The sequence below is a fragment of the Vibrio sp. V43_P6S15P86 genome, assembly GCF_009904725.1.
Taxonomy (GTDB): Bacteria; Pseudomonadota; Gammaproteobacteria; order Enterobacterales; family Vibrionaceae; genus Vibrio; species Vibrio diabolicus.
On record NZ_WXWT01000408.1, the window covers coordinates 1 to 24,453 of the forward strand.

Annotated in this window: 22 protein-coding genes; 9 read left to right on the top strand and 13 right to left on the bottom strand. The window is 47.5% G+C overall.

Annotated features, from left to right (window positions below; genetic code table 11):
- Positions 1–135 precede the first annotated feature (135 nt).
- A complete protein-coding gene (locus CAG69_RS18455) occupies positions 136–1,479 on the top strand; it encodes a sigma-54 interaction domain-containing protein (RefSeq protein WP_161445572.1) in 1,344 nt (447 codons plus the stop codon).
- A 96-nt stretch (positions 1,480–1,575) separates the two neighbouring features.
- On the opposite strand, the gene CAG69_RS18460 is transcribed toward CAG69_RS18455, so the two are convergent.
- The 3 genes from CAG69_RS18460 to ftnA all read right to left on the bottom strand — a co-directional run bounded on the left by CAG69_RS18460 (position 1,576) and on the right by ftnA (position 3,892).
- Complete coding sequence (locus CAG69_RS18460; protein ID WP_161445574.1) at positions 1,576–2,769, bottom strand: NAD(P)/FAD-dependent oxidoreductase; 1,194 nt, start codon at positions 2,767–2,769, stop codon at positions 1,576–1,578.
- 180 nt (positions 2,770–2,949) lie between these two features.
- Positions 2,950–3,273: a universal stress protein UspB gene (gene uspB / locus CAG69_RS18465; RefSeq protein WP_005394407.1), complete on the bottom strand. Its 324-nt coding sequence runs from the start codon at positions 3,271–3,273 to the stop codon at positions 2,950–2,952.
- Positions 3,274–3,364: 91 nt separating this feature from the next.
- Positions 3,365–3,892 (bottom strand): non-heme ferritin, encoded by a 528-nt coding sequence (gene ftnA / locus CAG69_RS18470; RefSeq protein WP_005379167.1) that lies wholly within the window; start codon positions 3,890–3,892, stop codon positions 3,365–3,367.
- A 281-nt stretch (positions 3,893–4,173) separates the two neighbouring features.
- Here ftnA and uspA point away from each other — a divergent pair, with 281 nt between their 5' ends.
- Positions 4,174–4,599, top strand: a complete 426-nt coding sequence (uspA, locus tag CAG69_RS18475) for a universal stress protein UspA (protein ID WP_005379165.1) — start codon at positions 4,174–4,176, stop codon at positions 4,597–4,599.
- 64 nt (positions 4,600–4,663) lie between these two features.
- Positions 4,664–5,542, top strand: coding sequence for a carboxylate/amino acid/amine transporter (locus CAG69_RS18480; protein ID WP_161445576.1), 879 nt, complete (start codon positions 4,664–4,666; stop codon positions 5,540–5,542).
- Between the two features lie 73 nt (positions 5,543–5,615).
- Here the strand turns inward: CAG69_RS18480 and CAG69_RS18485 are convergent, their stop codons facing one another.
- The 3 genes from CAG69_RS18485 to CAG69_RS18495 form a co-directional block, all read right to left on the bottom strand.
- The gene (locus tag CAG69_RS18485) at positions 5,616–6,188 is read right to left on the bottom strand and encodes a hypothetical protein (protein WP_161445579.1); all 573 of its coding nucleotides are present in this window, start codon (positions 6,186–6,188) and stop codon (positions 5,616–5,618) included.
- Positions 6,189–6,374: 186 nt separating this feature from the next.
- Complete coding sequence (locus CAG69_RS18490) at positions 6,375–7,154, bottom strand: class I SAM-dependent methyltransferase (protein ID WP_161445581.1); 780 nt, start codon at positions 7,152–7,154, stop codon at positions 6,375–6,377.
- A gap of 90 nt (positions 7,155–7,244) precedes the next feature.
- A complete protein-coding gene (locus CAG69_RS18495; RefSeq protein ID WP_161445583.1) occupies positions 7,245–10,370 on the bottom strand; it encodes an EAL domain-containing protein in 3,126 nt (1,041 codons plus the stop codon).
- A gap of 113 nt (positions 10,371–10,483) precedes the next feature.
- Between CAG69_RS18495 and asnC the strand changes: the two genes are divergently transcribed.
- Positions 10,484–10,948 carry a transcriptional regulator AsnC gene (gene asnC / locus CAG69_RS18500; protein WP_005394393.1) on the top strand — a complete coding sequence of 155 codons (465 nt, stop codon included), beginning with the start codon at positions 10,484–10,486 and terminating at the stop codon, positions 10,946–10,948.
- A gap of 75 nt (positions 10,949–11,023) precedes the next feature.
- Here asnC and prlC read toward each other — a convergent pair whose 3' ends face one another.
- A complete protein-coding gene (prlC, locus tag CAG69_RS18505) occupies positions 11,024–13,066 on the bottom strand; it encodes an oligopeptidase A (protein WP_161445585.1) in 2,043 nt (680 codons plus the stop codon).
- A 396-nt stretch (positions 13,067–13,462) separates the two neighbouring features.
- On the opposite strand from prlC, the gene CAG69_RS18510 reads away from it, so the two are divergent.
- Complete coding sequence (locus CAG69_RS18510) at positions 13,463–14,302, top strand: 23S rRNA (adenine(2030)-N(6))-methyltransferase RlmJ (protein ID WP_145533283.1); 840 nt, start codon at positions 13,463–13,465, stop codon at positions 14,300–14,302.
- A 259-nt stretch (positions 14,303–14,561) separates the two neighbouring features.
- A complete protein-coding gene (gene gorA / locus CAG69_RS18515; protein WP_161445587.1) occupies positions 14,562–15,920 on the top strand; it encodes a glutathione-disulfide reductase in 1,359 nt (452 codons plus the stop codon).
- Positions 15,921–16,045: 125 nt separating this feature from the next.
- On the opposite strand, the gene CAG69_RS18520 is transcribed toward gorA, so the two are convergent.
- Positions 16,046–16,951 carry a LysR family transcriptional regulator gene (locus tag CAG69_RS18520; protein ID WP_005379156.1) on the bottom strand — a complete coding sequence of 302 codons (906 nt, stop codon included), beginning with the start codon at positions 16,949–16,951 and terminating at the stop codon, positions 16,046–16,048.
- Positions 16,952–17,072: 121 nt separating this feature from the next.
- Between CAG69_RS18520 and xapA the strand changes: the two genes are divergently transcribed.
- Positions 17,073–17,897: a xanthosine phosphorylase gene (gene xapA / locus CAG69_RS18525; RefSeq protein ID WP_161445589.1), complete on the top strand. Its 825-nt coding sequence runs from the start codon at positions 17,073–17,075 to the stop codon at positions 17,895–17,897.
- Positions 17,898–18,002: 105 nt separating this feature from the next.
- Here the strand turns inward: xapA and CAG69_RS18530 are convergent, their stop codons facing one another.
- Both CAG69_RS18530 and CAG69_RS18535 read right to left on the bottom strand, forming a co-directional pair.
- The gene (locus CAG69_RS18530) at positions 18,003–18,614 is read right to left on the bottom strand and encodes a bifunctional 4-hydroxy-2-oxoglutarate aldolase/2-dehydro-3-deoxy-phosphogluconate aldolase (RefSeq protein ID WP_005379148.1); all 612 of its coding nucleotides are present in this window, start codon (positions 18,612–18,614) and stop codon (positions 18,003–18,005) included.
- A 9-nt stretch (positions 18,615–18,623) separates the two neighbouring features.
- Complete coding sequence (locus tag CAG69_RS18535; RefSeq protein ID WP_005478622.1) at positions 18,624–20,000, bottom strand: GntP family permease; 1,377 nt, start codon at positions 19,998–20,000, stop codon at positions 18,624–18,626.
- A gap of 153 nt (positions 20,001–20,153) precedes the next feature.
- Between CAG69_RS18535 and CAG69_RS18540 the strand changes: the two genes are divergently transcribed.
- Both CAG69_RS18540 and edd read left to right on the top strand, forming a co-directional pair.
- Positions 20,154–20,678, top strand: coding sequence for a gluconokinase (locus CAG69_RS18540; RefSeq protein WP_005467756.1), 525 nt, complete (start codon positions 20,154–20,156; stop codon positions 20,676–20,678).
- Positions 20,678–22,474: a phosphogluconate dehydratase gene (edd, locus tag CAG69_RS18545; protein WP_161445591.1), complete on the top strand. Its 1,797-nt coding sequence runs from the start codon at positions 20,678–20,680 to the stop codon at positions 22,472–22,474. Before CAG69_RS18540 ends, edd begins: the two co-directional genes overlap by 1 nt.
- Positions 22,475–22,831: 357 nt before the next feature.
- Here edd and CAG69_RS18550 read toward each other — a convergent pair whose 3' ends face one another.
- The 3 genes from CAG69_RS18550 to CAG69_RS18560 form a co-directional block, all read right to left on the bottom strand.
- The gene (locus CAG69_RS18550; RefSeq protein ID WP_053807555.1) at positions 22,832–23,161 is read right to left on the bottom strand and encodes an SMR family transporter; all 330 of its coding nucleotides are present in this window, start codon (positions 23,159–23,161) and stop codon (positions 22,832–22,834) included.
- The gene (locus tag CAG69_RS18555) at positions 23,158–23,562 is read right to left on the bottom strand and encodes an SMR family transporter (protein WP_012841241.1); all 405 of its coding nucleotides are present in this window, start codon (positions 23,560–23,562) and stop codon (positions 23,158–23,160) included. The genes CAG69_RS18550 and CAG69_RS18555 overlap by 4 nt, the downstream gene beginning before the upstream one ends.
- Positions 23,563–23,833: 271 nt before the next feature.
- Positions 23,834–24,453: LysR substrate-binding domain-containing protein (locus tag CAG69_RS18560; RefSeq protein ID WP_161445593.1), on the bottom strand; the 620-nt coding region annotated here is incomplete at its 5' end.

Consider the following 24,453-nt stretch of genomic DNA (forward strand, 5'->3'; position numbering starts at 1 on the left):
CTGATATACACCAAGATAGGTTAAACAAAATTAAAATAGCCTACAGACCCTTAAATCTCTGCTGACAATATTTTGTCTTGTGCACTTAGAATAATCCACGTACATTGTTTCTGTCATAGTAAAGAGGACATTTCTATGTCGTTGCCAAGCCTGTTTCTACGAATACAAGACCCGACACTTAAAGATGCTATCACCTCTTGCCAGGAACTGAACAAATTTCGTCTGCATAATACCGATGCCGCAGATGGTTGGATTGAAGATTTCCTACAACTCAAACCGGAAGTTGCGATTGTTGAAGTCGCCCACTTTACTAGCGCAGATTACCAGCGCCTTTCTAATATCGAAGACATCTACGATATGGACTTGATCATCATTAGCTCTGGTGCTCCAAACGAAAATTTGGATAAGCTAATGAACTTAGGTGCAATTTTTCACTACAGAAAACCCGTCGATATTGCCATTTTGACGGACACCCTAAGCGAAGTCAGCCAGTACTATCAGCAAAAACAAGATCAAGGACGTAAAGTGTCCACTAGCGATCTCGACCAATTTGGCCTTTTGGTGGGTTCCTCATCGCCAATGCATCAGCTCTATCGCATGATCCGACGCGTCGCAAAAACAGAAGCCAACGTCCTCATTGTCGGTGAAAGCGGCTCGGGTAAAGAGTTAGTCGCACAGACCATTCATTTAGCTAGCGATCGCAAGCAACAACCCTTTATCGCGATTAACTGTGGTGCGATTAGCCCAGAGTTGGTCGATAGTGAACTGTTTGGCCATGAAAAAGGCGCCTTTACCGGAGCGAATAAAACTCACCAAGGTGTATTTAAACAGGCAGAAGGCGGTACGCTGTTTTTAGATGAAATCACCGAGATGCCTATCGAGCATCAAGTGAAGCTATTGCGTGTTTTGGAAACCGGAGAATATCGCCCAGTGGGCAGTAATACGGTGCATATCGCCAACACTCGCATCATTGCCGCCACCAACCGTGATCCTAAAGTTGCCATTGCAGAGCAGTTCCTGCGTGAAGATCTGTTTTTCCGTTTATCGCACTTCCCATTAACGATACCGCCACTGCGAGATCGAGGCGGTGACATCGTCGGTCTGGCTAAGCACTTTATCGCGCACCGCAACGCAAATGAGGCTAAAACCAAAACCATTCTTGATTCTGCCATCCAAAAAATCGCTGCACACGATTGGCCAGGTAATGTCCGTGAGCTCAAACACACGATCGAGCGCGCGTTTATTTTGGCTGATGACACTATCCGAGATGAACACCTGATCTTCGATACGCCACCATTGGAAACAGGCACCAGCATCGAAGACCTTGTTCCAGCGGGCGTTTCGCTAGAAGAGCTAGAAAAAGCCGCCATTCTCAATACGCTTGAAGAGAATCAAGGCAATAAAACGGAATCTGCGCAAGAGTTAGGCATTAGCGTTAAAACGCTCTACAACAAACTCGAAAAGTATCAAGACGAGTAACTCGCTGTGGGAATACAATGAGAATATAAAAAGAGCACGGAATACGATTCAGTGCTCTTTTTTATCTTATCTTTTATGCGGATGTGTAGCGTTTGATTACACCCACTGACCCGCGACAAAGCCGCTCGACCAGCACCACTGAAAATTGTAGCCCCCTAACCAGCCAGTCACATCCATCACTTCGCCAATGAAGTACAGCCCTTTGATGTTTTTGCATTCCATGGTTTTAGAAGATAAGTGATCGGTATCCACACCGCCTAGTGTCACTTCCGCGGTTCGGTAGCCTTCAGTGCCATTCGGGGCGATATCCCAATGCTCTAAACGATCCACAATCGCCGCAAGCTCCTTTTGATTGAACTGCTTTAGCGGTTTATCGACCAGCTCTTTACGTTCAATCAAGACTTCAACCAAGCGCTTTGGTAGCACTTTAGCGAGCGTATTTTTGAGCGACTGATTCGGATGCTTTTCACGGCTGCGTTCTAATAACTCGGCAACATCATCGTTTGGCAGCAGATTAATCGACACCTTTTGCCCCGCTCGCCAGAATGATGAAATCTGTAAAACGGCTGGGCCAGATAAACCACGATGTGTGAACAACAGGGCTTCTTTGAACATGGTGCCATCTTCAGCTGTAATTTCCGCAGGTACCGCGATACCAGATAATTCAGCAAAGTCTTCTTTGTCTTCTTTATGCAACGTAAATGGCACCAGCCCTGCCGTAGTTGGGATAACTCGAAGACCAAATTGTTCCGCGACTTTATAACCAAATGGTGTCGCCCCCAGTTTTGGCATCGACAAGCCACCTGTTGCGATAACTAAAGACTCACACTCGACAATCTCAGTGCCAGCATGCAAACGAAAGCCTTCATCGATTTTCTCAATTGAGTGAACATCGCATTGGTAACGCTGCTCGATATTCGGCATATCACACTCAGCCAACAGCATCTTCACGATGTCTTTCGCCGTAAACGCATCGACACAAAACAGCTGACCGTGATCGCGCTCTTCAAATTCAATACCATGCTTACACACCATCGAGATAAAATCCCAGTTAGTGTATTGAGAAAGCGCCGACTTAACGAAATGCGGGTTTTGGCATAGGTAGTTGCTTGCTGAGACGTCGTAGTTAGTGAAATTACAACGGCCACCGCCTGAGATAAGGATTTTACGTCCTGGCTTTTTAGCATGATCGAGCACCAAAACACGGCGGCCTCGCTTGCCGGCTTCTGCAGCACACATCAAACCCGCTGCGCCTGCGCCAATTACAACAACATCAAATTTCTTACTCATCGGTAGCTCTTAGACTGATTGGTATCGAATCGAAATAAAAAAGGATGTGCACATTGCACATCCTTGCTTTCTAGGCGCGACATTCTACCGACAAATCTCGAAGGGGAAAAGCGCTTAAACGGTAAGCGCTATGCATGCCCGTGCAATCCTAGGAGATTAACTCGCTAGATTATTGATTCTTTAAAGAATGAAGGCCGCGAGTAAGGTAACACCGAGCAAAGCGGTCGATAAAACAAATAGCTCACGCACCCTTTCGCACTTACCAGTAAAAATCTCATCGTGGTGATGGTGATATTCTTTACTTTTGATGTAGTGGAACAAACGCACCTGTTTGGTGACATTTCCATGGGTGGTAAAAAAGCCATTGCCATCAACTTGCTGATATAACAACGGATGCGCTTCACGCATGATGTAAATTAGAGAACGAAGAGCGGTGAGATACCGAATCATATTGACTCCAGTTACCACCATTAGCGCAAATAAGATTGTGTCTCCACTGATCATCTTTTCCTCCCTACATCTTCAACAATGCTCAAGAGAAAAAGACGATCAATGCTTCGTCTTTACCCGCTACTTATAGCGTCAAACAACGCGTTTACGCAGCTGGAGCATCCATGATTGAAGATGAACCTTCTTTCGCCATTTGTGCTAGATCTTTGTCGATGAAGAACAATGCTTTACCATCTTCACCTACCAATTCGATCTTATCTAAAATCCCTTTAAACAACTTCTCTTCTTCGTGCTGTTCAGACACGTACCACTGTAGGAAGTTAAACGTTGAGTAGTCTTGGCTAGTAAATGCAACATGTGCCAATTTATTGATTTTTTCCGTGATCATTTGCTCATGTTCGAAGGTCTCGCGGAAAACATCACCTAAGCTAGCAAAATCATGCTTTGGTGCATCAATAGCGCCCAAAATTGGCATTGAGCCAGTTTCACTTACGTAGGTGAATAGGCGTTGCATGTGCTCCATTTCTTCTACGGCGTGAGCGCGTAAAAATTCAGCCGCACCTTCAAAACCTTTGTCTTCACACCAAGCACTCATTTGTAAGTATAGATTGGATGAGAAAAATTCTAGGTTAATTTGCTCATTCAATTGTTCGACCATAGTTTGAGACAGCATGTTAACTCCTATTAATGTGCATGCAATATACCCAAGTAACCTCGAGATAAACGACGCCGCGAGATTGACTTGCTCTACATCAGAGGCAAGGTTTTACTTGAACTATAGTCAGTAACGGAGCGCTGAACTCCGCATCTCAAAGTCACTTGGGTATAGCGCCACTATAACATGATTACTGAGACAAGACTTTGTACCTACGACACTGATATGAGATCACTTCAGCAAATTTTTTTGGGGGTTAGTGCTAATCTAAAACTATGACCTTACAAGGAGATAGCAATATGAGTTACAAACACATACTTGTGGCAGTCGACCTGTCAGACGACAGTAAAGTGTTGATTAAAAAAGCCGTATCACTGGCTAAACCTCTGGATGCGAAAGTCTCTTTTATTCACATCGACGTGAACTACGCAGAGCTCTACACCGGGCTTATCGACATCAATATGGCAGAAGCGCAACATCAAGCAATGGAAGCATCGCGCACACAATTGGCGAATTTCGCAGAATATGCGCAATACCCAATAGCCCATACTTTGGTCGGTAGTGGCGATTTGAGTAATGAGCTGTGCGATACCATTCAAGACTACAGTATCGATTTGGTGGTTTGTGGTCATCACCAAGATTTCTGGAGCAAGATTCTGTCTTCGACTCGACAACTGATTAACTGCTCTCCAGTCGATATGCTGGTCGTACCGCTAAAAGACTGATTGGCGCGACGTTAAAACTTGGTTAGACTGCGGGCACATTTGTTGTTGATAAAGATTCTCATCCATGGCTTATCTATCCGCAGTTACCCTACTTTGGGCATTCTCATTTAGCCTGATCGGCGTTTACCTCGCTGGTCAGGTTGATTCTTGGTTCTCGGTGTTCATGCGCGTGGCACTGGCGAGTCTGGTTTTCATTCCCTTTTTAAAATTCCGCGGCGTTAGCAAATCCTTAATCGCGAAACTGATGACGGTCGGTGGCTTTCAGCTTGGTCTGATGTACTGCTTCTACTACCAATCTTTTTTGCTCCTTTCCGTGCCAGAAGTATTGCTGTTCACCGTATTCACACCCATTTACGTCACGCTGATCTATGACTTCTTGAAAGGTCGCTTTTCACCTTGGTATTTGGTTACCGCGGCGATTGCTGTATTTGGCGCAGCCTGGATTAAGTTTGCAGGCATTAATGAAGACTTCCTGCTGGGCTTTTTGGTCGTACAAGGAGCAAACCTCTGTTTTGCCATTGGTCAGGTAGGCTACAAATACATCATGGAAAGTGAGCCGGTTGATTTGCCACAACACACCGTGTTTGGTTACTTCTACTTAGGTGCGCTTTGTGTAGCAACCGTGGCTTTCGCTCTGATGGGCAACCTCGACAAACTACCCACCACCGCAACGCAATGGGGCATTCTGACGTACCTTGGTTTAATTGCTTCCGGTTTTGGTTACTTCGCGTGGAACAAAGGCGCAACCATGGTGAACGCAGGAGCACTTGCAGTAATGAACAACGCATTAGTTCCGGCGGGTTTGATTGTGAACATTGTGATTTGGAACCGCGATGTTGATGTCATGCGACTCGCCATTGGCGGTGCGATCATCATGTTATCGCTATGGATTAACGAAACCTGGGTGAAAAAGCGCATCGAAATGAGCTACGCCAAGAAGTAAAGCGACCGCTCTCAACACACATACCGACAATAAAAAACGCTCTCCAACTGGAGAGCGTTTTTTTGGGATTAGATTAATGCACTTTCATTTGCGAGCTTGCGCTCATCAACGCCTTAGGCGACGTTGGCAACAACACTTCTAGCTTGGCATTGCGCGCTTCCAGCTTGCGCTGACGCTTAAGTAACTTTTGTTGTTTTTTCGCTACTTTTAACAACTTTTTCTGCTGCTTATAATGCTTTTTCAGTGCTTTTTTCGCTTTCTTAAGCGACTTTTTATCCGCTAAATCAAACCATACTGGTGCGTCGGTTCTTACTGGCTCCAGGGATTTTTCGGCTTGCTTTTTCTCTTTCACGCGCTCAACAACACGCTTCACAATCGCTGCTTTTTCGTTGCTTTGTTTTGTTGTCACAGGAATCGGTTGTACTGGCAGCGCTTCAGCCAATAAGCCACATGATTGTTGCTCGTTCAATGGCTTGTCTTGGCATTTTTGCGGCGGAATAGCGGCTGGCTTACACAGGGTATCTTTGGCCGCTGAAGAGCGTGCGCAAGAGCGACAAACAAACTTTGGTGCGACAACTAAACGATGGATATCGCCAAGCTCCGCCGCGATCTGTTTACGACTCATTTTACATAAGCGTTTAGCCATTCTACTACTCCAGCTTCCCAATTATCGACCGCATCACAACAAGTGAAATAATAATAATTCTTAGTTAGATATACAGTCAGGGAGGAGAATTAGCAAGAGAAAACTATCAGTAACGATTCAGAAAGAGAGGCTTGATCACAGCACGATACACCGTACTGTGACAAGAAAAGTTGAGCGGTCAGGAAGTTATGCCATTGAGGCTTTAACATAGACATCAAAGCGATTTTTTTTGGTTTCAATCGCCATAGTCGGCTTTTGCTCGTTCAGCCAGTTTGCATAGTCTGGGCGCTTCACCACCACGCGTTTTGTGGCTAACGCCATGGCAGGATCTAGCAAACCATCGGCGTCCAAATCGGCGCCAACCAACGATTGGAAAACGCGCATCTCTTTTTTTACGAGCGCCGATTTCTTCTTGTTTTCTGGGTGCGGATACATAGGGTCGAGATACACCACATCTGGCTGAACAAAGTCTTCATCTTGTGCCAGCTGTTCCAATGCATCATGACTGGAGGCATGGATCAGCGACATACGCTCTGATACCCAAGTTCCAATTTTAGGGTCTTGTTTCGCACGCGCTAAGCCGTCATCCAGCAACGCTGCGACTACCGGGTGTCGCTCCACCATCTGTACCTTACAGCCGAGCGAAGCCAAAACGAATGCGTCACGTCCCAGCCCCGCCGTGCCGTCTAGAACGGTTGGCGTTGCCCCTTTGTTCAAACCTGCGGCTTTTGCGATGGCTTGGCCCTTACCACCACCAAATTTTCGGCGATGTCCCACTGCGCCACCAATTAAATCGACAAAAATAGCGCCCAACTTTGGCTCATCCACTTTACGCAGCTCTAAACGCTCGGTGGTCAGCACCAAAGCAAAATCGCTCTCGTCAGTGTGAGAAAGCTGCCAGCGCGCAGCCAGTTCATCCAGATGAGGTTGTTGAGACGGGTCTTCACAGATCAATTGCAGTTGCAAAAGGAGGCTCCAATAAAAAATCGCGGTAACTGGCGCTGAGTGTATACCTAAGTTACCTCTCAATGCTAGGTTGAGCTTGATATGACAAGACTACTCAGCCGTCAGTCGCTCAACTAACTCAGAAAGCGGTTGAGGATGCCCAATACCGTAGCCTTGGGCATAATCCACACCAAGATCGATCAAATGCTGCATGACTTGTTCGTTTTCGACAAACTCCGCCACCGTCACTTTGCCTAGCTGTTTTGCCAGATCATTGATCGAGCGAACCATCACACGGTCCATTTCATTTACGTTGATATCTCGCACGAAAAGACCATCAATTTTCACGATATCAACGGGAAGTTTCTTTAAGTAACCAAATGAAGACAAGCCCGAGCCAAAGTCATCCAATGCAATCATGCAACCCAGCGCTTTGAGCTTGGTGAAGAGCTCAATGGCTTGCTCAAGATTACTCATCGCAGCTGTCTCGGTGATTTCTAGACAGATTTTTTCACACGGCATGGACGAACGTTCCAATCGCTCCAATAAGAAATCGATAAACTCTTGATTCCCCATAGATTGACCGGAAAGGTTTATCGAACAACGACCGAGTTTTTCAACCACCTCTGGGCGTTGCTCAAACCATTCTAGCGCTTGAGTAATGACCTGTTTATCAATCCAATGCGCAATGTTGTAGCGCTCGGAGGCAGGAATAAACAATGCAGGAGAAACATAATCACCATATCCATTGCGAATGCGCACTAAAATCTCAAAATACATCTGAGCATCGTGCTGTTGTAAGCTTTTGATCGGTTGAGCAAACAACTCTAAACGCTGATTCGACAATGCCTCATGCACCAGATTGACGCTCTGCATTTCCATCTGGCGACGTTGTAGCTCTTCGTTATCTAAGCTGAACAGATTGTAGCGGTTACGGCCTTGCTCCTTGGCGGCATGACACGCAGAGTCTGCTTGAGCGTGCACCATTTGCGGCGTCTCTGCCGTATGGTCGATGATACGAATACCAATAGAACAACTGATGAACAAGCGTGTATCTTCCCAAATAAAGAGATGTTCACTCAACGTCGAGATGATCAGTTTGGCGATATTAATGGCGCCGTATTCGTCGCAATCTTTGAGTAGTACCGCAAACTCATCGCCTCCCATTCGAGCCAAGATGGAATTGTATGGCAGCACTTCCTCTAACATGCTGGCGCAAAATTGAATCGCCGCGTCACCCGCATCATGCCCAACCGTATCATTGAGGACTTTTAGCTGATCTAAGTCGAGGTATAGCATGGCGTGGACGCGACGATGGCTGTCCACCTCACGCAGTGCGGTCTTGAGCTCTAGTTCAAAGTGGTTTCTGTTATAAGTCCCTGTCAGTAAGTCATAGCGCGCTTGATATTCCAGTTTCTCGGAAAGCTGTTTAGTTTCTGTAATATCTTCACCCACAATCAACAGCTGATCAGATTCACTCAGTGGACGAATGTTCTCACGTACCCAAACACGATGACCATTTGCATGGCGATACTCGACTTCACGTCTCCAGACCCCATGCACCTGTTGATTGGGTTGCAATAGCACTTGGCGAGGAAACAGTACCTTGTCATCAAAATAAAACTCCCTTAGGCGGTGTCCGAGCATGTCCATCGGTTTGTAGCCGAGGAGTAGCTGAGCAAATCGATTCACTTCTTGAATGCGGTTATTGCTGTCGAGTGTCACCATCATGACGGGCTGTTGCTCATAATAGTTACGCAGGGTTGATTCGCGTTGATAGAGCTTATCTTCCATCAACTTACGACTAGTGATATCGCGCGCTTCAAACAAGTATTGGTTTTGATTTCCTACTTGCTGAGAAAAAGGCTTGAGTGAAATTTCCAACACCAATGTACCGTGCTCTTTACTCCAAATTTCAGCCTCAAACGTCGACACTTGATGGTGAGGCGCGTGGAAATACGCCTCAAGCAACGCTTGTGCTTTCTCACTCCAATTGGGATGAAACCAAAGTGGTCGGTCTAAACGCAGCCCTTGGTGATACAGCAAAGATTGCAGGTGATCGTTGCCCGATTTAAGTACACCGTTGGCATCCAAAATGCCCATATACTGCATGCTCTGATCAAAAATCGATTCTAAGATGGCTTGGCTTTCTCGCGCGGCACTCTCGCTGCGACGCATCCGCTGTAAATAGTAACCCATCAACAAAATGACCACCGACATCACCACAAACAGGCTACCAAACAAGCGAATTTCTTTGGCAAAACGCTCAGAAAACTTCATCGGTTTATTAAAAAATACCGCAGAGACCTCTTGCTCAGCCCCCAGCCCCCAGCGCACTACAGCTTGATAATCGAGCTTGATTTCAGAATCACTTTTCTTCACAGCTGGCAGAGCTTGGTCAGGGTTATCCAACACAAACTCAAGTATCTCAGCGCTCTCAATGCCATGCCGATAACCACTTTGGATCACGCCACCAACCGCACCGTGCCCTAAGCCAATGTCGTGCACCATAAACAGCGGCGCATTTGAGGCTCTGTTAACGCCAATCCAGTCACGTTCACTGCCAACCACACCCTGTTTATCTCGGTAATAGGTCCAAAACAGGACGACTTTATCTTTATTCAGCTTCGCCACTTGTTGCTTTAAGTCAATGATACTGTTGGGAATGACTTGCACGATTTTGTCGCGATATTGCGGATGTTCATTTACAAAATCGTCGATTTGATAGCGTAATACCTCTCCCGTTACGGAATGGTCACTGACAATAAGAATTTGGGTGTAATCAGGGTGTAGGCGCTCTATGAGTGCTAAATTTGCCTCCAAATCGACATCTTCTGTTACTCCTGTGGCGTTCAGAGATTGGTGCAAAGAAGGATGATAATTATTGATGCCGTTAAATATAACCGGGGTGTCTTTGATGATTGGCGCCAAACGCTGCATCAGTTCAAGCGCGTTGTTATCACTCACTAAAATGGCATCGAATCGTTCTGTGCTTAATTTCGTACGATATAAGGATTCAAGCTGAGCGAAAAACTGCTCACTCTGGTTACGTTTCGAGTCTAAATAGAGCACGCGCATATCCAGCGATCGATCACCCAATTGCTGCTCGATACCTCGCTGTATGGAATCCGTCCAGAAAAAACCTTGATGATAGGAGTGCACGACCAAAACTTTCGGATTTGAGGCCGCGGCAAACGCGCTCCAACATAGCGCGACAATAACCAGAAAACGCTGCACATTATCTCCATAGCTCGGAGTTAACCCGCAGTTACTCCTGCCAAACCTTGTGAATCCTATCCGCTATGAGTATAAAAGGGAGGTAAAACTCTATCCCTAACGGAAATAATAGTATGAATGCGAGCCTGCCGAAACTCGACGACCTTGACCGCGCAATATTAAAAACACTGATGGCTGACGCCAGAACGCCCTACGCAGAAATGGCCAAGCAGTTCGATGTCAGCCCTGCCACTATCCATGTGCGTATTGAGAAGATGAAATCGGCTGACATCATCGAAGGAACGGAGGTGATCGTAAATACCAAAAAGCTCGGCTACGATGTGTGCTGCTTCATTGGTATTAACCTAAACGCAGCTCGTGATTACCATTCCGCGCTAGAAAAACTCAACGCGCTCGACGAAGTCGTTGAAGCTTACTACACCACGGGCGCGTATAACATATTCGTCAAATTGATGTGCAAATCGATTGAAGAACTGCAATTTGTGTTGATTGATAAGCTGCAAGCCATTGATGAGGTTCAGTCTACGGAGACATTGATATCGCTGCAGAACCCAATTAACCGCAGTGTGAATCCGTGAATTTTTTATAAAAAATGGACAAAAAAAGGCCAACCGAATGGTTGGCCTTAGTATTTTTGAAAAGACAGCGTGCGCTTACGCTGCAATACCAGAATGGCGCAAGAGCGCATCAATTTGTGGTTCACGACCACGGAAGCGCTTAAACAGCTCCATTGGCTCTTCACTGCCACCCATTTCTAAGATGTTGTTCAGGAAGCTTTGACCCGTTTCTTTGTTGAAGATACCTTCTTCTTCAAAGCGAGAATACGCGTCTGACGACAGCACTTCCGCCCACAGATAGCTGTAGTAACCCGCGCTGTAACCACCAGCGAAGATGTGACCGAAGCTGTGCGAGAAGCGCGCCCACTCAACTGCTGGAACCACCGCAACTTTCTCTTTCACTTTCGCCAGCGTTTCTAAAACGCGAGCACCCACTTCTGGGTCGTATTCGGTGTGCAGAGTAAAGTCGAACAAACCGAATTCTAGCTGACGCAAAATACCCATCGCCGACTGGAAGTTCTTCGCCGCGAGCATCTTATCTAGCATCGCTTTTGGCAACGGCTCGCCTGTCTCATAATGACCAGAAATGAACGCCAGTGCGTCTTCTTCCCAACACCAGTTTTCCAGGAACTGACTTGGCAATTCAACCGCATCCCAAGGTACGCCATTAATGCCTGATACCGCGCCAGTTTCGACTTGCGTCAGCATGTGGTGGATGCCGTGACCAAATTCATGGAAAAGTGTCACAACTTCATCGTGCGTAAACAGTGCTGGCTTGTCGCCCACTGGACGGTTGAAGTTACACGTTAGGTACGCCACCGGCGTTTGCAGTTCGCCAGAGAGCGTAATACGACGACCACGACAGTCATCCATCCACGCACCACCACGTTTGTGCTCACGTGCGTAGAGATCTAAGTAGAAACTGCCACGCAGTGCGCCTTCAGCGTCAAAGATATCGAAGAAACGCACAGATTCGTGCCAAGTGTCCACGCCTTCGCGCTCAGTAACTGTCATGCCAAACACGCGGTTTAGCACTTCAAACAGACCACTGACAACCTTTGATTCTGGGAAGTACGGGCGCAGTTCTTCATCCGAGATTTGGAACAAGTGCTGCTTTTGTTTCTCGCTGTAGTAAGCAATATCCCACACATTCAATTCTTCAACGCCAAACTCACTTTTCGCAAACTGACGCAACTCTTCGACTTCACGTTCACCTTGTGGTTTCGCACGTGTCGCTAGGTCATTCAAGAAGCCCAACACTTGATCTGGCGTTTCGGCCATTTTCGTTGCTAACGATTTCTCGCTGTAAGTATTGAAACCCAACATGCGTGAAATTTCGTGACGCAGTCTCAGTTGCTCAGTAATGATTTCTGAGTTGTCCCACTTACCAGCATTTGGACCGCGATCAGAGGCGCGCGTCACATACGCTTCGTACACTTCTTTACGCAACTCTTGGTTGTCGCAGTACGTCATGACAGGTAGGTAAGATGGGATATCCAGCGTAATGAGGTAACCATCTAACTCTTTTGCTTCTGCCGCGGCTTTCGCTGCTGCCAGCGCCGATTCTGGCATGCCAGCAAGGTCTTTCTCATCCGTGATGTGCTTGGTCCAACCCATGGTGGCATCCAGTACATTGTTAGAGAATTTAGAGCTGAGCTCAGACATGCGTTTGCTGATCTCGCCGTAACGGTGCTGCTCATCGGATGGCAAACCAATGCCTGATAACTCGAAATCACGCAGTGCATCAGTGATGGTTTTCTGCTGTGCGCGAGTTAACGTTGCAAATTCTTCGCTCGCTTTGATGGTTTTGTACGCTTCGTATAACCCTTTGTGCTGACCAACCCAAGTGCCGTACTCTGACAAAATTGGTAGGCAACTTTCGTAAGCTTCACGTAACTCTTCGCTGTTCACTACCGAGTTCATGTGACCCACTGGCGACCAGATGCGGCTTAAGCGGTCATCCGCTTCTTCAATTGGCGCAATCACACTGTCCCAAGTTGGGTGAGCGTTGTCTTGTAGAACTTCATCGATTTTTGCTCGGCAGTCAGCAATCGCTTGCTCAACGGCAGGCTTGATGTGTTCTGGTTTAATTTGAGAAAACGGAGGTAGGTCCGTAAACGTCAGAAGAGGATTAGACATGAATAATTCCTTTTGTGTTTTGACTCTGTGATTGCCTGTCTATTTTGTGTAGATAGGCCAACTCAATGTACAGACGAGCCAGCAACATGGATTGGGGGAGCTCCGTTCCCTTTCTCTATGCCGCGATGACCATATAGTCAACCAGCGCTACTCTGTCCTTGAGTCTTGTTATACCTAAATGAAATTGCACACCCTTTTGAGTGCGAGAAACTCACCTAGTTCAATTCGATTACCAATAGTAAGTGTGGGTGACTTAAAGAAATTTCAATAGCGTCCCCGTATCAGAGGAACAGATTTGATTGGAAGTTCTACATCTTTAAGTTACTTGAGTATAATACCGCCATAGAGTGAAAATCACAGACCACACTCAGCCAAAGAGTGTTTCGAGAGTTTAATTTGTTAAGTTACCGCCACAGCTTCCACGCTGGCAACCATGCCGACGTGGTCAAACACATCGTTCAAAGCCTCATTCTTGATGCGCTGAAACAAAAAGATAAGCCATTCGTTTATCACGATACCCACTCGGGTGTGGGCCGTTACGATCTGACTCACGAATGGTCTGAAAAAACGGGCGAATACAAGCAAGGCATCGCGCGTATTTGGGATAACCCAAACATTCCTGAAGACATCAAAAGCTACATCGATGCCATCAAAGTGCTCAACAACGGTGATAAGCTGCGTTACTACCCAGGCTCACCACGTGTGGCGCGCGCGCAAATCCGCCCACAAGATCGCATGGTGCTGACCGAGCTGCACCCAGCCGATCACCCATTGTTAGAGCAAGAATTCCATCGTGATCGCCAAGTGAGCATCTTCAAAGAGGACGGATTCCAACGCCTCAAAGCAAGCTTACCGCCACAAGAACGTCGTGGTTTGGTGCTGATTGACCCACCATACGAACTCGCGAAAGAGTACCGCGATGTGGTGCGAGCGATTCATCAGAGCCATAAACGTTGGGCAACCGGTATCTACGCGATTTGGTACCCAGTGGTAAACCGCCACGACATCGAAGATATGATCGAAGGTTTGGAAGCACTCGGTATTCGTAAAATTCTGCAAATCGAGTTAGGTGTTGCACCCGATACCAACGAGCGCGGCATGACGGCATCCGGCATGATCGTGATTAACCCGCCATGGAAACTGGAAAGCCAGATGAAAGAGATTCTGCCATTCCTGCAAGACGCGATCGCACCAGCAACTGGCCACTGGAAAGTGGACTGGATTGTGCCAGAGTAAGCACTTCAGTACTGCTATCTTCAAGCGCAACGATATTCTCGTTGCGCTTTTTTATGCTCTCACCTTCTCCCTCCAGTCGTGCTTATTCTTCTTTTTGTGCCTCTCATCGCTATTTGTCATAAGTATTGTCGCTTTTTCCCATTTAGGAATTAGTCGAATTCGATTTATGATAGTGGGATAACGGTGGCATTGAGTTCGGGCAAGGTCATCCCAATCTATCTATGTACCAGATAAAATTTATAAGCTCTTGGAGAAAGTAATGGCGACTCATTTTGACTATATCTGTATCGGTGGCGGCAGTGGCGGCATCGCATCTGCAAACCGTGCGGCGATGTACGGCGCAAAAGTTGCGCTAATCGAAGCTCAAGACCTTGGCGGTACCTGTGTCAACGTAGGTTGTGTACCGAAAAAAGTGATGTGGCATGGCGCGCAAATCGCAGAAGCAATGAACCTGTACGCAGAAGATTACGGTTTTGATGTCGACGTGAAAGGTTTCGACTGGAGCAAACTGGTTGAGAGCCGTCAGGCGTACATTGGTCGTATTCACCAATCTTACGATCGCGTTCTTGGCAACAACAAAGTAAACGTGATTAAAGGCTTTGCTAAGTTTGTTGACGAAAAAACTGTCGAAGTAAACGGTGAACACTACACAGCAGATCACATACTGATCGCGGTGGGTGGTCGTCCTACTATTCCAAACATTCCAGGCGCTGAATACGGCATCGATTCAAACGGCTTCTTCGACCTAGCAGAGCAACCAAAACGCGTTGCGGTTGTGGGCGCAGGCTACATCGCAGTTGAAATTGCTGGCGTACTGCACGCGCTAGGTACAGAAACGCACCTGTTCGTACGTAAAGAGTCACCACTGCGTAGCTTCGATCCAATGATCATCGATACGTTGGTTGAAGTGATGGACGCAGAAGGTCCAAAACTGCACACCCACTCTGTACCAAAAGAAGTGGTAAAAGAAGCCGATGGCAGCCTAACTCTGCACCTAGAAAACGGTGAAAGCCAAAACGTTGACCAACTGATTTGGGCAATCGGTCGTCACCCAGCGACAGACGCAATCAACCTAGCGTCAACCGGTGTGGCAACGAACGAAAAAGGCTACATCAAGGTAGACGAATACCAAGAAACCAACGTGAAAGGCATCTACTGTGTGGGTGACATCATGGAAGGCGGTATCGAACTAACACCAGTAGCAGTGAAAGCCGGTCGTCAACTTTCTGAGCGTCTTTTCAACAACAAACCAAACGCGAAGATGGACTACGATTTGGTACCAACTGTGGTATTTAGCCACCCACCAATCGGCACTATCGGTCTTACAACGCAAGAAGCAGAAGAGAAGTACGGCAAAGACAACATCAAAGTCTACACATCTGGCTTTACGGCGATGTACACCGCTGTTACTAAGCACCGTCAACCATGTAAGATGAAGCTTGTATGTGCGGGCGAAGAAGAAACGGTTGTTGGCCTACACGGCATCGGTTTCACGGTAGATGAAATGATCCAAGGCTTCGGCGTAGCAATGAAGATGGGCGCAACCAAAGCAGACTTCGACTCTGTTGTGGCTATCCACCCAACGGGCTCTGAAGAGTTCGTTACCATGACAGGTTAGTGTAGGAAAAACATCTTACACACATAAATAAATCTGGAAAATAATTACGCGCTAATCGCATTGCTGATTTCAGCGAATCATTTGAAAAGGTCATCTTAGGATGACCTTTTTTTGTTAGCCCATGCTTAACTCGCATTCTCTAATAATGTGCGAATAAACTCGGCTTTAATAGCACTCTCCTGCTTACCATCATGAATCAGACACAAGTCTGCACGCAGTGACTCTTTCAGCTTGATAAAACGAATCCCATGCCAATGATGCTGAGAAAACGTCGACGGCACCAACGTCACGGTATTGCTGTTTGCCACATACGCCATCAAGGTGCTTGGCTCCACCACTTGTTTGCCAATATGGGGTGAAAAGCCTTCTTGCAGACAGGCATTGATGATGAAGTTTGCCGAGGCAGAATTCGCCAAACTCATAAACGCAAACTCACACGTCTTTAAATCTTGGAGCCGCAGCAAAGATTTGCTGGCTAACTCATGTTGCTCCGACACCGCCACCACAAACACATCTTTGCCCAAAGATACCGACTGATACGGATAAATGTTGAGTGCATCAGCAAAACGCACAATGCCCACATCGATTTTCTTCTCGCTCAGGTGCTTCTTTTGCGTCTCTGGGTTAAGGTCAAAAATGTCGGCGTGATAAGTGTCATGCTCAGCATGGAAGCGCTGTAACAGACGATCAAATCCGCCCCAAAATGCGCTACTTACCACACCAACTCGCAAGATATTTCTCTGGTTCAACCCCACTTGCTGAACTTGATTGAGCGAGACATCCAAGGTCTGAAAAATCAGTTGGCATTTGGACTCCAACAATCGTCCGGCCTCCGTCAGCATGACGTTTCTTGAATCACGCTCAAACAGTTTGACGTTAAGCACCTCTTCCAACTCTTTGATGCGATTGCTCAACGGCGAATTGGTGATATTGAGATTCTCAGCCGCCTTAGTGAAATGCTTGGTTTGTGCGACCTCGTAAAAGTAACGCAGCATCTTCAGCGTCACGCGCTCAAATGGTTCTGACTTCATGCATTGAGTCCTAGCAAATTTCATCATCCTCTTTTTAAGGATGATAGTAGCGAATAAAGCAAAGATAACCAGCGCAGAAAGTCACACAATGGAATCAACACACAACCAGAAGGTGACTAACATGAATCACGATCCAGTAATCGACGCGCTACAAACCATTCGCGAACGCAAACCAAACTTCCAACCTAAAGCGGCGTTTATTTTAGGCTCTGGCTTAGGCGTATTGGCAGACGAGCTACAAGACAAAGTGGTCATTCCATACGAAGAGCTCGAAGGCTTTCCGGTTAGCACCGTGCAAGGCCACTCTGGTGAGTTGGTACTTGGTAGCATGGGCGGCGTAGACGTAGTGTGCATGAAAGGTCGCGGTCACTACTACGAACACGGCTCAATGAAGGTCATGACCACGCCCGTACGCACCTTTAAAAAGCTGGGCTGTGAGTTTTTGCTCGTCACCAACGCGGCAGGGTCACTTCGCCCAGAACGCATCGATGTCGGTTCTCTGGTGGTATTTCATGATCACATCAATACCATGCCTGAGTCGCCAATGATCGGTCCGAATGATGAAGAGTACGGCCCGAGGTTCTTCAGCCTCGCCAATGCGTACGACAAAGACCTGCGCGCAGAAGCGTTTGAAGTCGGAAAAGCCAATGGCATTCACCTGAATGAAGGTGTGTTTGTCTCTTACACAGGCCCCAACTTTGAGACCGCAGCCGAAATCCGCATGATGCAAATCATCGGTGGTGATGTCGTGGGCATGTCGGTCGTGCCAGAAGTGATTTCTGCGGCGCATTGCGGCTTACCCGTATTGGCAGTGTGTGCGATCACCAACATGGCAGAAGGCTTGGGAGATGTAGAACTGTCTCACGCCCAAACATTGAAGTGCGCGAAGCTAGCCGAAGCAGATTTCATTCACTTTATTAAGCGCTTTATGAAGCATCACTTCTAAAGCTGTTTCATTCCAAAAAGCAGAAGGGTCATCAAGTAACTTGATGACCCTTTTTAGTGTCACGTTTTCTAACGTTCGGGGGTATTTCGGAGCCGTTTGTGCGTTTTACTTAACTGCGCGAACCAATTCAGCAATGCCTTCCCAATCGCCGTTGTCCATCATTGCGGTTGGTACCATCCACGTACCGCCACAAGCCACAACCGATTTCAGCGCTAGGTAATCTTCCACGTTGGATGGGCTTACGCCACCTGTTGGCATGAATTCCACTGGGTAAACCGCCGTGAGTGCTTTCAGCATGCTTACGCCGCCTGATGGCTCAGCAGGGAAGAACTTCAACGTACGCAGACCCATTTCCATCGCTTGCTCAACCAAGCTTGGGTTGTTTACACCCGGTACGATAGTCACGCCACGTTGCTGACAGTATTTCACTGTGGTTGGGTTGAAGCCTGGGCTAACGATAAAGTCCACACCCGCTTCGATGGCGATATCCACTTGTTCTGTGGTCAGAACGGTGCCCGCGCCAATCAACAATTCTGGGTACGCTTCACGCATGATGCGAATCGACTCCGCCGCAGCTTCGGTGCGGAATGTCACTTCCGCACATGGTAAACCGTTTTCTACCAACACTTTTGCCAGTGGCAGAGCGTGTGCTACGTCGTTGATTGCGATAACTGGGACGATTTTGATTTCTCTTAATCGTTGTTCAAGTGTTGTCATGGGGAACCTCTAAAGAATAAAGCTTAATGTTGCGACGATAATAAACGCGATACCGCCAAGTAACGTTTCCATTACCGTCCAAGTTTTTAATGTGGTTTTCTCATCCATCTCAAGCAGACGAGAGACCAACCAGAAACCAGAGTCATTGAAGTGAGACAGTACCGTTGCACCACCCGCAATCGCGATTACGATAAAGCAAAGGTCTAGTTCACTCAAACCTGTTGATGCAGCCACAACTGGCGCGATAAGAGCCGCCGTAGTGGTTAGCGCTACGGTTGCCGAGCCTTGAGCAACACGCAGACAGGTTGAAATCACAAACGCCGCCACAATCACAGGCATACCTGTGTCTGTAAGAACGTCAGCCAGTGCATCACCGATGCCGCTTGAGCGCAGTACGCCGCCAAACATGCCACCAGCACCCGTTACTAGGATAACGCCACAGATTGGAGCCAATGACTCACCACACAATTTTTCTAGTTTTGCCATGCCGTAGTCTTTGGCAAACACAGCCAGACAGACAATCAAAGTAATCAGCAACGCGACTGGGGTTTTACCTAGCATACGTAGGAACTCAACCAGTGCCGTTTTGCCATCAATCAAACCTGCAACCGCCAGTGTGTTCAATACCGTATCCAAACAGATTAGCAGGACTGGCAGCACAAGGATGGTCATAACCGTGCCAAATTTTGGTGCGTTGCGCTCATCCACCATCGCTTCGCCATTAAAGAAGGCTTTAGATAGTGGGATATCGAATTTTTTGCCCGCGTACAAACCAAATAGGTAAGCGCCAAGGTACCAAGTTGGAATAGCAACTAAAATACCCACCACCAATAGCAGACCGATGTTTGCGCCAAGGAATTCTGCCGCTGCAACCGGACCTGGGTGTGGTGGAACAAACGCGTGCATAACCGCAAAAGCACCGGCTGCAGGCAACGCGTATTTAATTGGCGAGCCACCAAAACGAGCCGCCACACTTAGGATGATTGGCATCATCACTACAAGGCCTGCATCGAAGAAGATTGGGAAGCCAAACAGTAATGAAGCGACGCCCAAAGCAAATGGTGCGCGCTCTTTACCAAAGCGACCAATCAAAGTGTCTGCCAGCACTTTCGCACCGCCAGTCACTTCAAGAATTTTACCGATCATCGCACCAAGACCAACCAGCAATGCCACGGAAGCCAGTGTGCCGCCGAAGCCGCCCATCATGGTCGATACGACTTTCTCAGAAGGCACGCCAGTGGCGATTGCTGTGCCTAAACTCACCATAGTAAGGGAAGCAAAAGCATGGACTTTCAGTTTAATGATCAGAACGAGTAACGCTGCAATGGCAAGGCCTGCAATCGTCAGTAGGAACGTAGGATCTGGGGCTTGGGTTAATTGCTCCATAGGTTCACCTTTAAGAATTATTGTTTGTGTTATGGTTCACATTTATTTCAGTTACCGGTAACATGTTACCGATAACATGAATAAGATAAACCCATATTTTAAAGTGAATTCAAAAATTGAGATCACGCGCAAATTTGGTTATGAGGATAAGTTATGGCTGGTAGTAGTGTCATCGTTATGGGCGTTTGTGCTAGTGGTAAAAGCACAATTGGTGAGCATCTAGCGAAAAAGCTAGGGCGTAAATTCATTGATGGTGATGATCTTCATCCACGAGCGAACATTCAGAAAATGGCATCGGGCCAGCCTCTGAACGATGATGATCGCAAGCCATGGCTAGAACGCATTCGTGATGCGGCGTACAGCCTAGAAAGCAAAAACGAACACGGCATTATTGTCTGTTCAGCACTGAAAAAGATTTACCGCGATCAGATCCGCGAAGGCAACGACAACGTGACCTTCCTGTTCCTTGATGGCGATATGGAGTTGATCCTTAATCGCATGCGTATGCGCAAAGGCCACTTCATGAAAGAAAACATGGTGAAGAGCCAATTCGAGACGCTAGAGCGCCCAGACAACGAGCCTCAAACTCTGATCGTCAGTATCGACGGAGACATCAGCGACGTGGTGGAACGCTCTGCCGCTGAGCTAATCAAAATGCAAGCGATCGAGGTGGCGTAATGACTCACTCTGTTGTTCTTGAGGTCACACAACGTTTGACCGAGCGCAGCCGTGAAGCGCGCGCTGCGTTTCTTGCTCGCACCGAAGTGCAAGCCGAAGCTGGCAAAGGCCGTGTTGGTTTATCTTGTGGTAACTTAGCCCATGCAGTCGCCGCTTCTTGCTCTTCTGAAAAGAAAAATATTCTCGATTTTACTCATGCCAATGTCGCGCTGATCAGCGCCTACAACGACATGTTGAGCGCCCACCAGCCGTACCAAGACTACCCAGCGCAAATCAAACAAGTGCTGGCGGACTACGGACATACAGCGCAAGTCGCAGGTTGTGTGCCAGCGATGTGCGATGGGGTGACTCAAGGTCAAGCAGGCATGGATATGTCGCTGTTTTCGCGTGACTTAATTGCGCAATCAACGGCGTTGTCTTTGAGCCACAATGTCTTTGATGCCACATTACTGCTTGGCATCTGTGACAAGATCGCCCCGGGGCAACTGATGGGCGCACTGTCTTACGCGCATCTACCGACTGCGTTTGTACCAGCGGGTCTGATGGCAACAGGCATCAGCAATGAAGAGAAAGTCGACGTGCGCCAAAAATACGCAGCAGGTGAAGTCGGCAAAGACGCTCTGCTGGATATGGAGTGTCGCGCTTACCACTCTGCGGGGACGTGTACGTTTTACGGCACAGCCAACACCAACCAGTTGGTGTTCGAAGCCATGGGCTTGATGCTGCCAGGTTCGGCATTCATCCATCCCCATACCCAACTGCGTAAAGCGTTAACCGATCACGCGGCTCTGAAAATCGCCTCAATGACGGCGGGTTCTGCACACTTCCGTCCGTTGGCAGAAGTGGTCACAGAAAAGAGCTTGGTCAACGGCATCATCGCTCTACTCGCATCTGGCGGCAGTACCAATCACACCATTCATATGATCGCCGTGGCGCGTGCTGCTGGCATCTTGCTCACCTGGCAAGACATCAGCGATCTGTCGGATGTGATTCCTTTGTTAGCGCGCGTTTACCCGAACGGCCCAGCCGATATGAACGCGTTCCAAGACGCGGGTGGAGTGCCTGCGTTATTGCACCGCTTGAATCAATCTGAGCTTTTGCATCGCGATGTGAAACCCGTGTTTGGTGAATTTGAAGATCAGATGACGCTGCCGAGCCTTGTCGATGAACAACTGACTTGGACACCGTGCCAAGGCAGCCAAGACGGTGACGTGATCGCCAAACCGGACGCCACTTTCCAAAATACTGGCGGCACTCGCGTACTGACTGGCAACTTGGGCAAAGCCGTGGTGAAAGTGTCTGCGGTTAAAGAAGAGCAACGCGTGATTGTTGCACCTGCGATCGTATTCCAATGCCAACACGAAGTGGAAGCCGCGTACAAACGTGGTGAGCTGAACAAAGATTGCATCGTTGTGGTCACACACAACGGCCCAGCGGCAAACGGCATGCCTGAACTGCACAAGCTGATGCCAATTTTAGGTAACGTGCAAAAAGCGGGCTTTAAAGTGGCGCTGGTTACTGACGGTCGTTTATCTGGCGCGTCAGGTAAAATTCCGTCTGCGATTCATGTTTCTCCAGAAGCCATTCGTGGCGGCGCGATTGGTTTGGTGCACAACGGCGATTTGATTCGTCTGGATTGCCAAACGGGCGAACTGAACAACTTAAGCGATACCACTGGTCGCGAGTTGATTCATTTCGACACCGAATCTACCCAACAAACATGGGGACGAGGCTTGTTTAGCGTGATCCGCCAAAACGTATCGAGTGCAGAAGAAGGCGCCAGCTTTATTGTTTAAGGCGAGAAGAAAGACCTCGTCATTCCGACGAGACTAAGCAAGATCAGGAATCTACTATCAACGTGCTGTGAAGTCAGAGAAAACACCTCTGCCACAGCACTTTTTGTTGGTAGATTCTGAATCACACTCGTCCCTCGCTGTTCAGAATGACGAGCTGTAGGATTGGTCATTTTTCTTTTTCAATAAACTAATGAATCCGTCATTCCGACGAGCCTAGGCAAGATCAGGAATCTACTATCAAGGTGCTGTAAAGCCAGAGAAAACCCCTCTGCCACAGCACTTTTTTGTTGGTAGATTCTGAATCACGCTCGTCCCTCGCTGTTCAGAATGACGATATGTAGGATTCAGTAAATAACATCAAGCCGTCTTCATCACCACGACTGCAGCAATCACCACAAAGATACCAAACCAGCCGATTGGCTTGAGTTTCTGCTTAAACAGCAAGGCTCCACCCACTGCGGTACCCAAGATACCGATCGCGCCCCAAGAGGCGTAAGCAATGGCTAAGTCGATCTCTTTCACCGCTTGTGCCAACAGTGTGAATGCAGCCAGTACCAACACAATCGCGGTAATGCCCCAGCCTTTGTATTTAAAGCCGTGAGAACGTGTGAGCGCCATATTAGCCACGATATCGACCAAGGCAGCCATCACGACAAATCCAAATGACATCGTAAAAAATTGGCTCATGATTCACACCTTACACTTGTAGAAAATGAACGTTCTTTTGCCAGTTTATCGGCGTTTTTCTTGGTGTTAGATTGACCGTGTGATTCCCCTAACGTCACACAAACGATGCCGATGACAGCTAACATCAAACCAAGCAGCTCTTGGGTATTTAAATCAGAATCAAACAACACGATCGAAACTACAGTGATCAATGAGATACCCAACCCTTCCCAAACAGCGTATGCCACGCCGATAGAAATCTTTTTCGCAGCAATCGAGAGGAAGTAGTACGACACCGCAATCAATACGTACATCACGATGTAGCCCAACCATCCATGACCTTGTCCGATAAAAGACATAGTGCTGGTGCCTGCTACTTCGGCAACGATGGCGAGCAATAAAAATAGACGTGCAACTAGCATGATGAATCCTCCATCAGAAATTAAAAAACTGCATAACGGAGAATGGTGAATGTCACGCATCTGTATCGACATTCAAAAAGTTAAAAAGATAAAAATTAGCCACTTCTCCTGACTATTTGAGATAAGGTTAGCGCTGAGCAGGAAAAAGAGACAGGTAATTGAGATATTCATTTTTGAATATCTATAGGATCGAGTTGTCTATGTAATCACATATTTTCTTCATGGTTATCTTATGTAGAGAATCTCGGTGACGCGAGACAATAATCAGTCGTCACTGTGCGAAAATTAATGGCGTCTTCAGGGTTTGGCGTACCACTTTATGTAAGTGTCGGTGCAAAGGATGGTTGCGATTGGTTTGTAAGAAACCGCCAGAGACGACAAACTGACTGAACTCACGGTTGACGAGTGGCATTGCGTAAGATGCGAGTTCCGGCATCAACAATGCCGAGCTTTGACTGGCATACATAATCGCGTCGGTTTCTTGCAGCATTTGGCACGCCACACGCAAATTATAGGATTTAAGTAACACCACAGGCTCATAGCCCATACGACGATATTCGGACTCCACGGTGCAAAGTGGTTTATACGAGGCGGGCGCAGGCAGAGACACCAGAGGCAGTTTGGAGACCGTGTCCCAATCATTGCTGACTTTCGACAAAGTCGGGTGGTTTTTACGTGCCAAAATCACCCGTTTTTCAACAAACAACGGACGCATATAAATGTCTTTCGACAGCTCGGTCTCTTGGTCTAGAATGCAGTAATCGTGCTCACCCTCTAACATTTCATCGTGCGAGTAACTGTTCCAACTGGAAAAGGCAAAGTGCGCTTTAGGGAACGCTCGATGGCAGCCAGTTAGCAATCGCTGCCCTTGTTCATCCATCAAATAAGGGG

Excerpts from the sequence above, each read along its gene's own strand:
- uspA (WP_005379165.1), top strand. The coding sequence starts at position 4,174 with ATGAGTTACAAACACATACTTGTGGCAGTCGACCTGTCAGACGACAGT.
- CAG69_RS18455 (WP_161445572.1), top strand. The coding sequence starts at position 136 with ATGTCGTTGCCAAGCCTGTTTCTACGAATACAAGACCCGACACTTAAA.
- CAG69_RS18550 (WP_053807555.1), bottom strand. The coding sequence starts at position 23,161 with ATGAGCCAATTTTTTACGATGTCATTTGGATTTGTCGTGATGGCTGCC.
- CAG69_RS18555 (WP_012841241.1), bottom strand. The coding sequence starts at position 23,562 with ATGCTAGTTGCACGTCTATTTTTATTGCTCGCCATCGTTGCCGAAGTA.
- prlC (WP_161445585.1), bottom strand. The coding sequence starts at position 13,066 with ATGTCTAATCCTCTTCTGACGTTTACGGACCTACCTCCGTTTTCTCAA.
- CAG69_RS18530 (WP_005379148.1), bottom strand. The coding sequence starts at position 18,614 with ATGACAACACTTGAACAACGATTAAGAGAAATCAAAATCGTCCCAGTT.
- CAG69_RS18540 (WP_005467756.1), top strand. The coding sequence starts at position 20,154 with ATGGCTGGTAGTAGTGTCATCGTTATGGGCGTTTGTGCTAGTGGTAAA.
- CAG69_RS18480 (WP_161445576.1), top strand. The coding sequence starts at position 4,664 with ATGGCTTATCTATCCGCAGTTACCCTACTTTGGGCATTCTCATTTAGC.
- CAG69_RS18520 (WP_005379156.1), bottom strand. The coding sequence starts at position 16,951 with ATGAAGTCAGAACCATTTGAGCGCGTGACGCTGAAGATGCTGCGTTAC.
- ftnA (WP_005379167.1), bottom strand. The coding sequence starts at position 3,892 with ATGCTGTCTCAAACTATGGTCGAACAATTGAATGAGCAAATTAACCTA.
- CAG69_RS18460 (WP_161445574.1), bottom strand. The coding sequence starts at position 2,769 with ATGAGTAAGAAATTTGATGTTGTTGTAATTGGCGCAGGCGCAGCGGGT.
- xapA (WP_161445589.1), top strand. The coding sequence starts at position 17,073 with ATGAATCACGATCCAGTAATCGACGCGCTACAAACCATTCGCGAACGC.
- CAG69_RS18535 (WP_005478622.1), bottom strand. The coding sequence starts at position 20,000 with ATGGAGCAATTAACCCAAGCCCCAGATCCTACGTTCCTACTGACGATT.
- CAG69_RS18485 (WP_161445579.1), bottom strand. The coding sequence starts at position 6,188 with ATGGCTAAACGCTTATGTAAAATGAGTCGTAAACAGATCGCGGCGGAG.
- asnC (WP_005394393.1), top strand. The coding sequence starts at position 10,484 with ATGAATGCGAGCCTGCCGAAACTCGACGACCTTGACCGCGCAATATTA.
- edd (WP_161445591.1), top strand. The coding sequence starts at position 20,678 with ATGACTCACTCTGTTGTTCTTGAGGTCACACAACGTTTGACCGAGCGC.
- gorA (WP_161445587.1), top strand. The coding sequence starts at position 14,562 with ATGGCGACTCATTTTGACTATATCTGTATCGGTGGCGGCAGTGGCGGC.
- uspB (WP_005394407.1), bottom strand. The coding sequence starts at position 3,273 with ATGATCAGTGGAGACACAATCTTATTTGCGCTAATGGTGGTAACTGGA.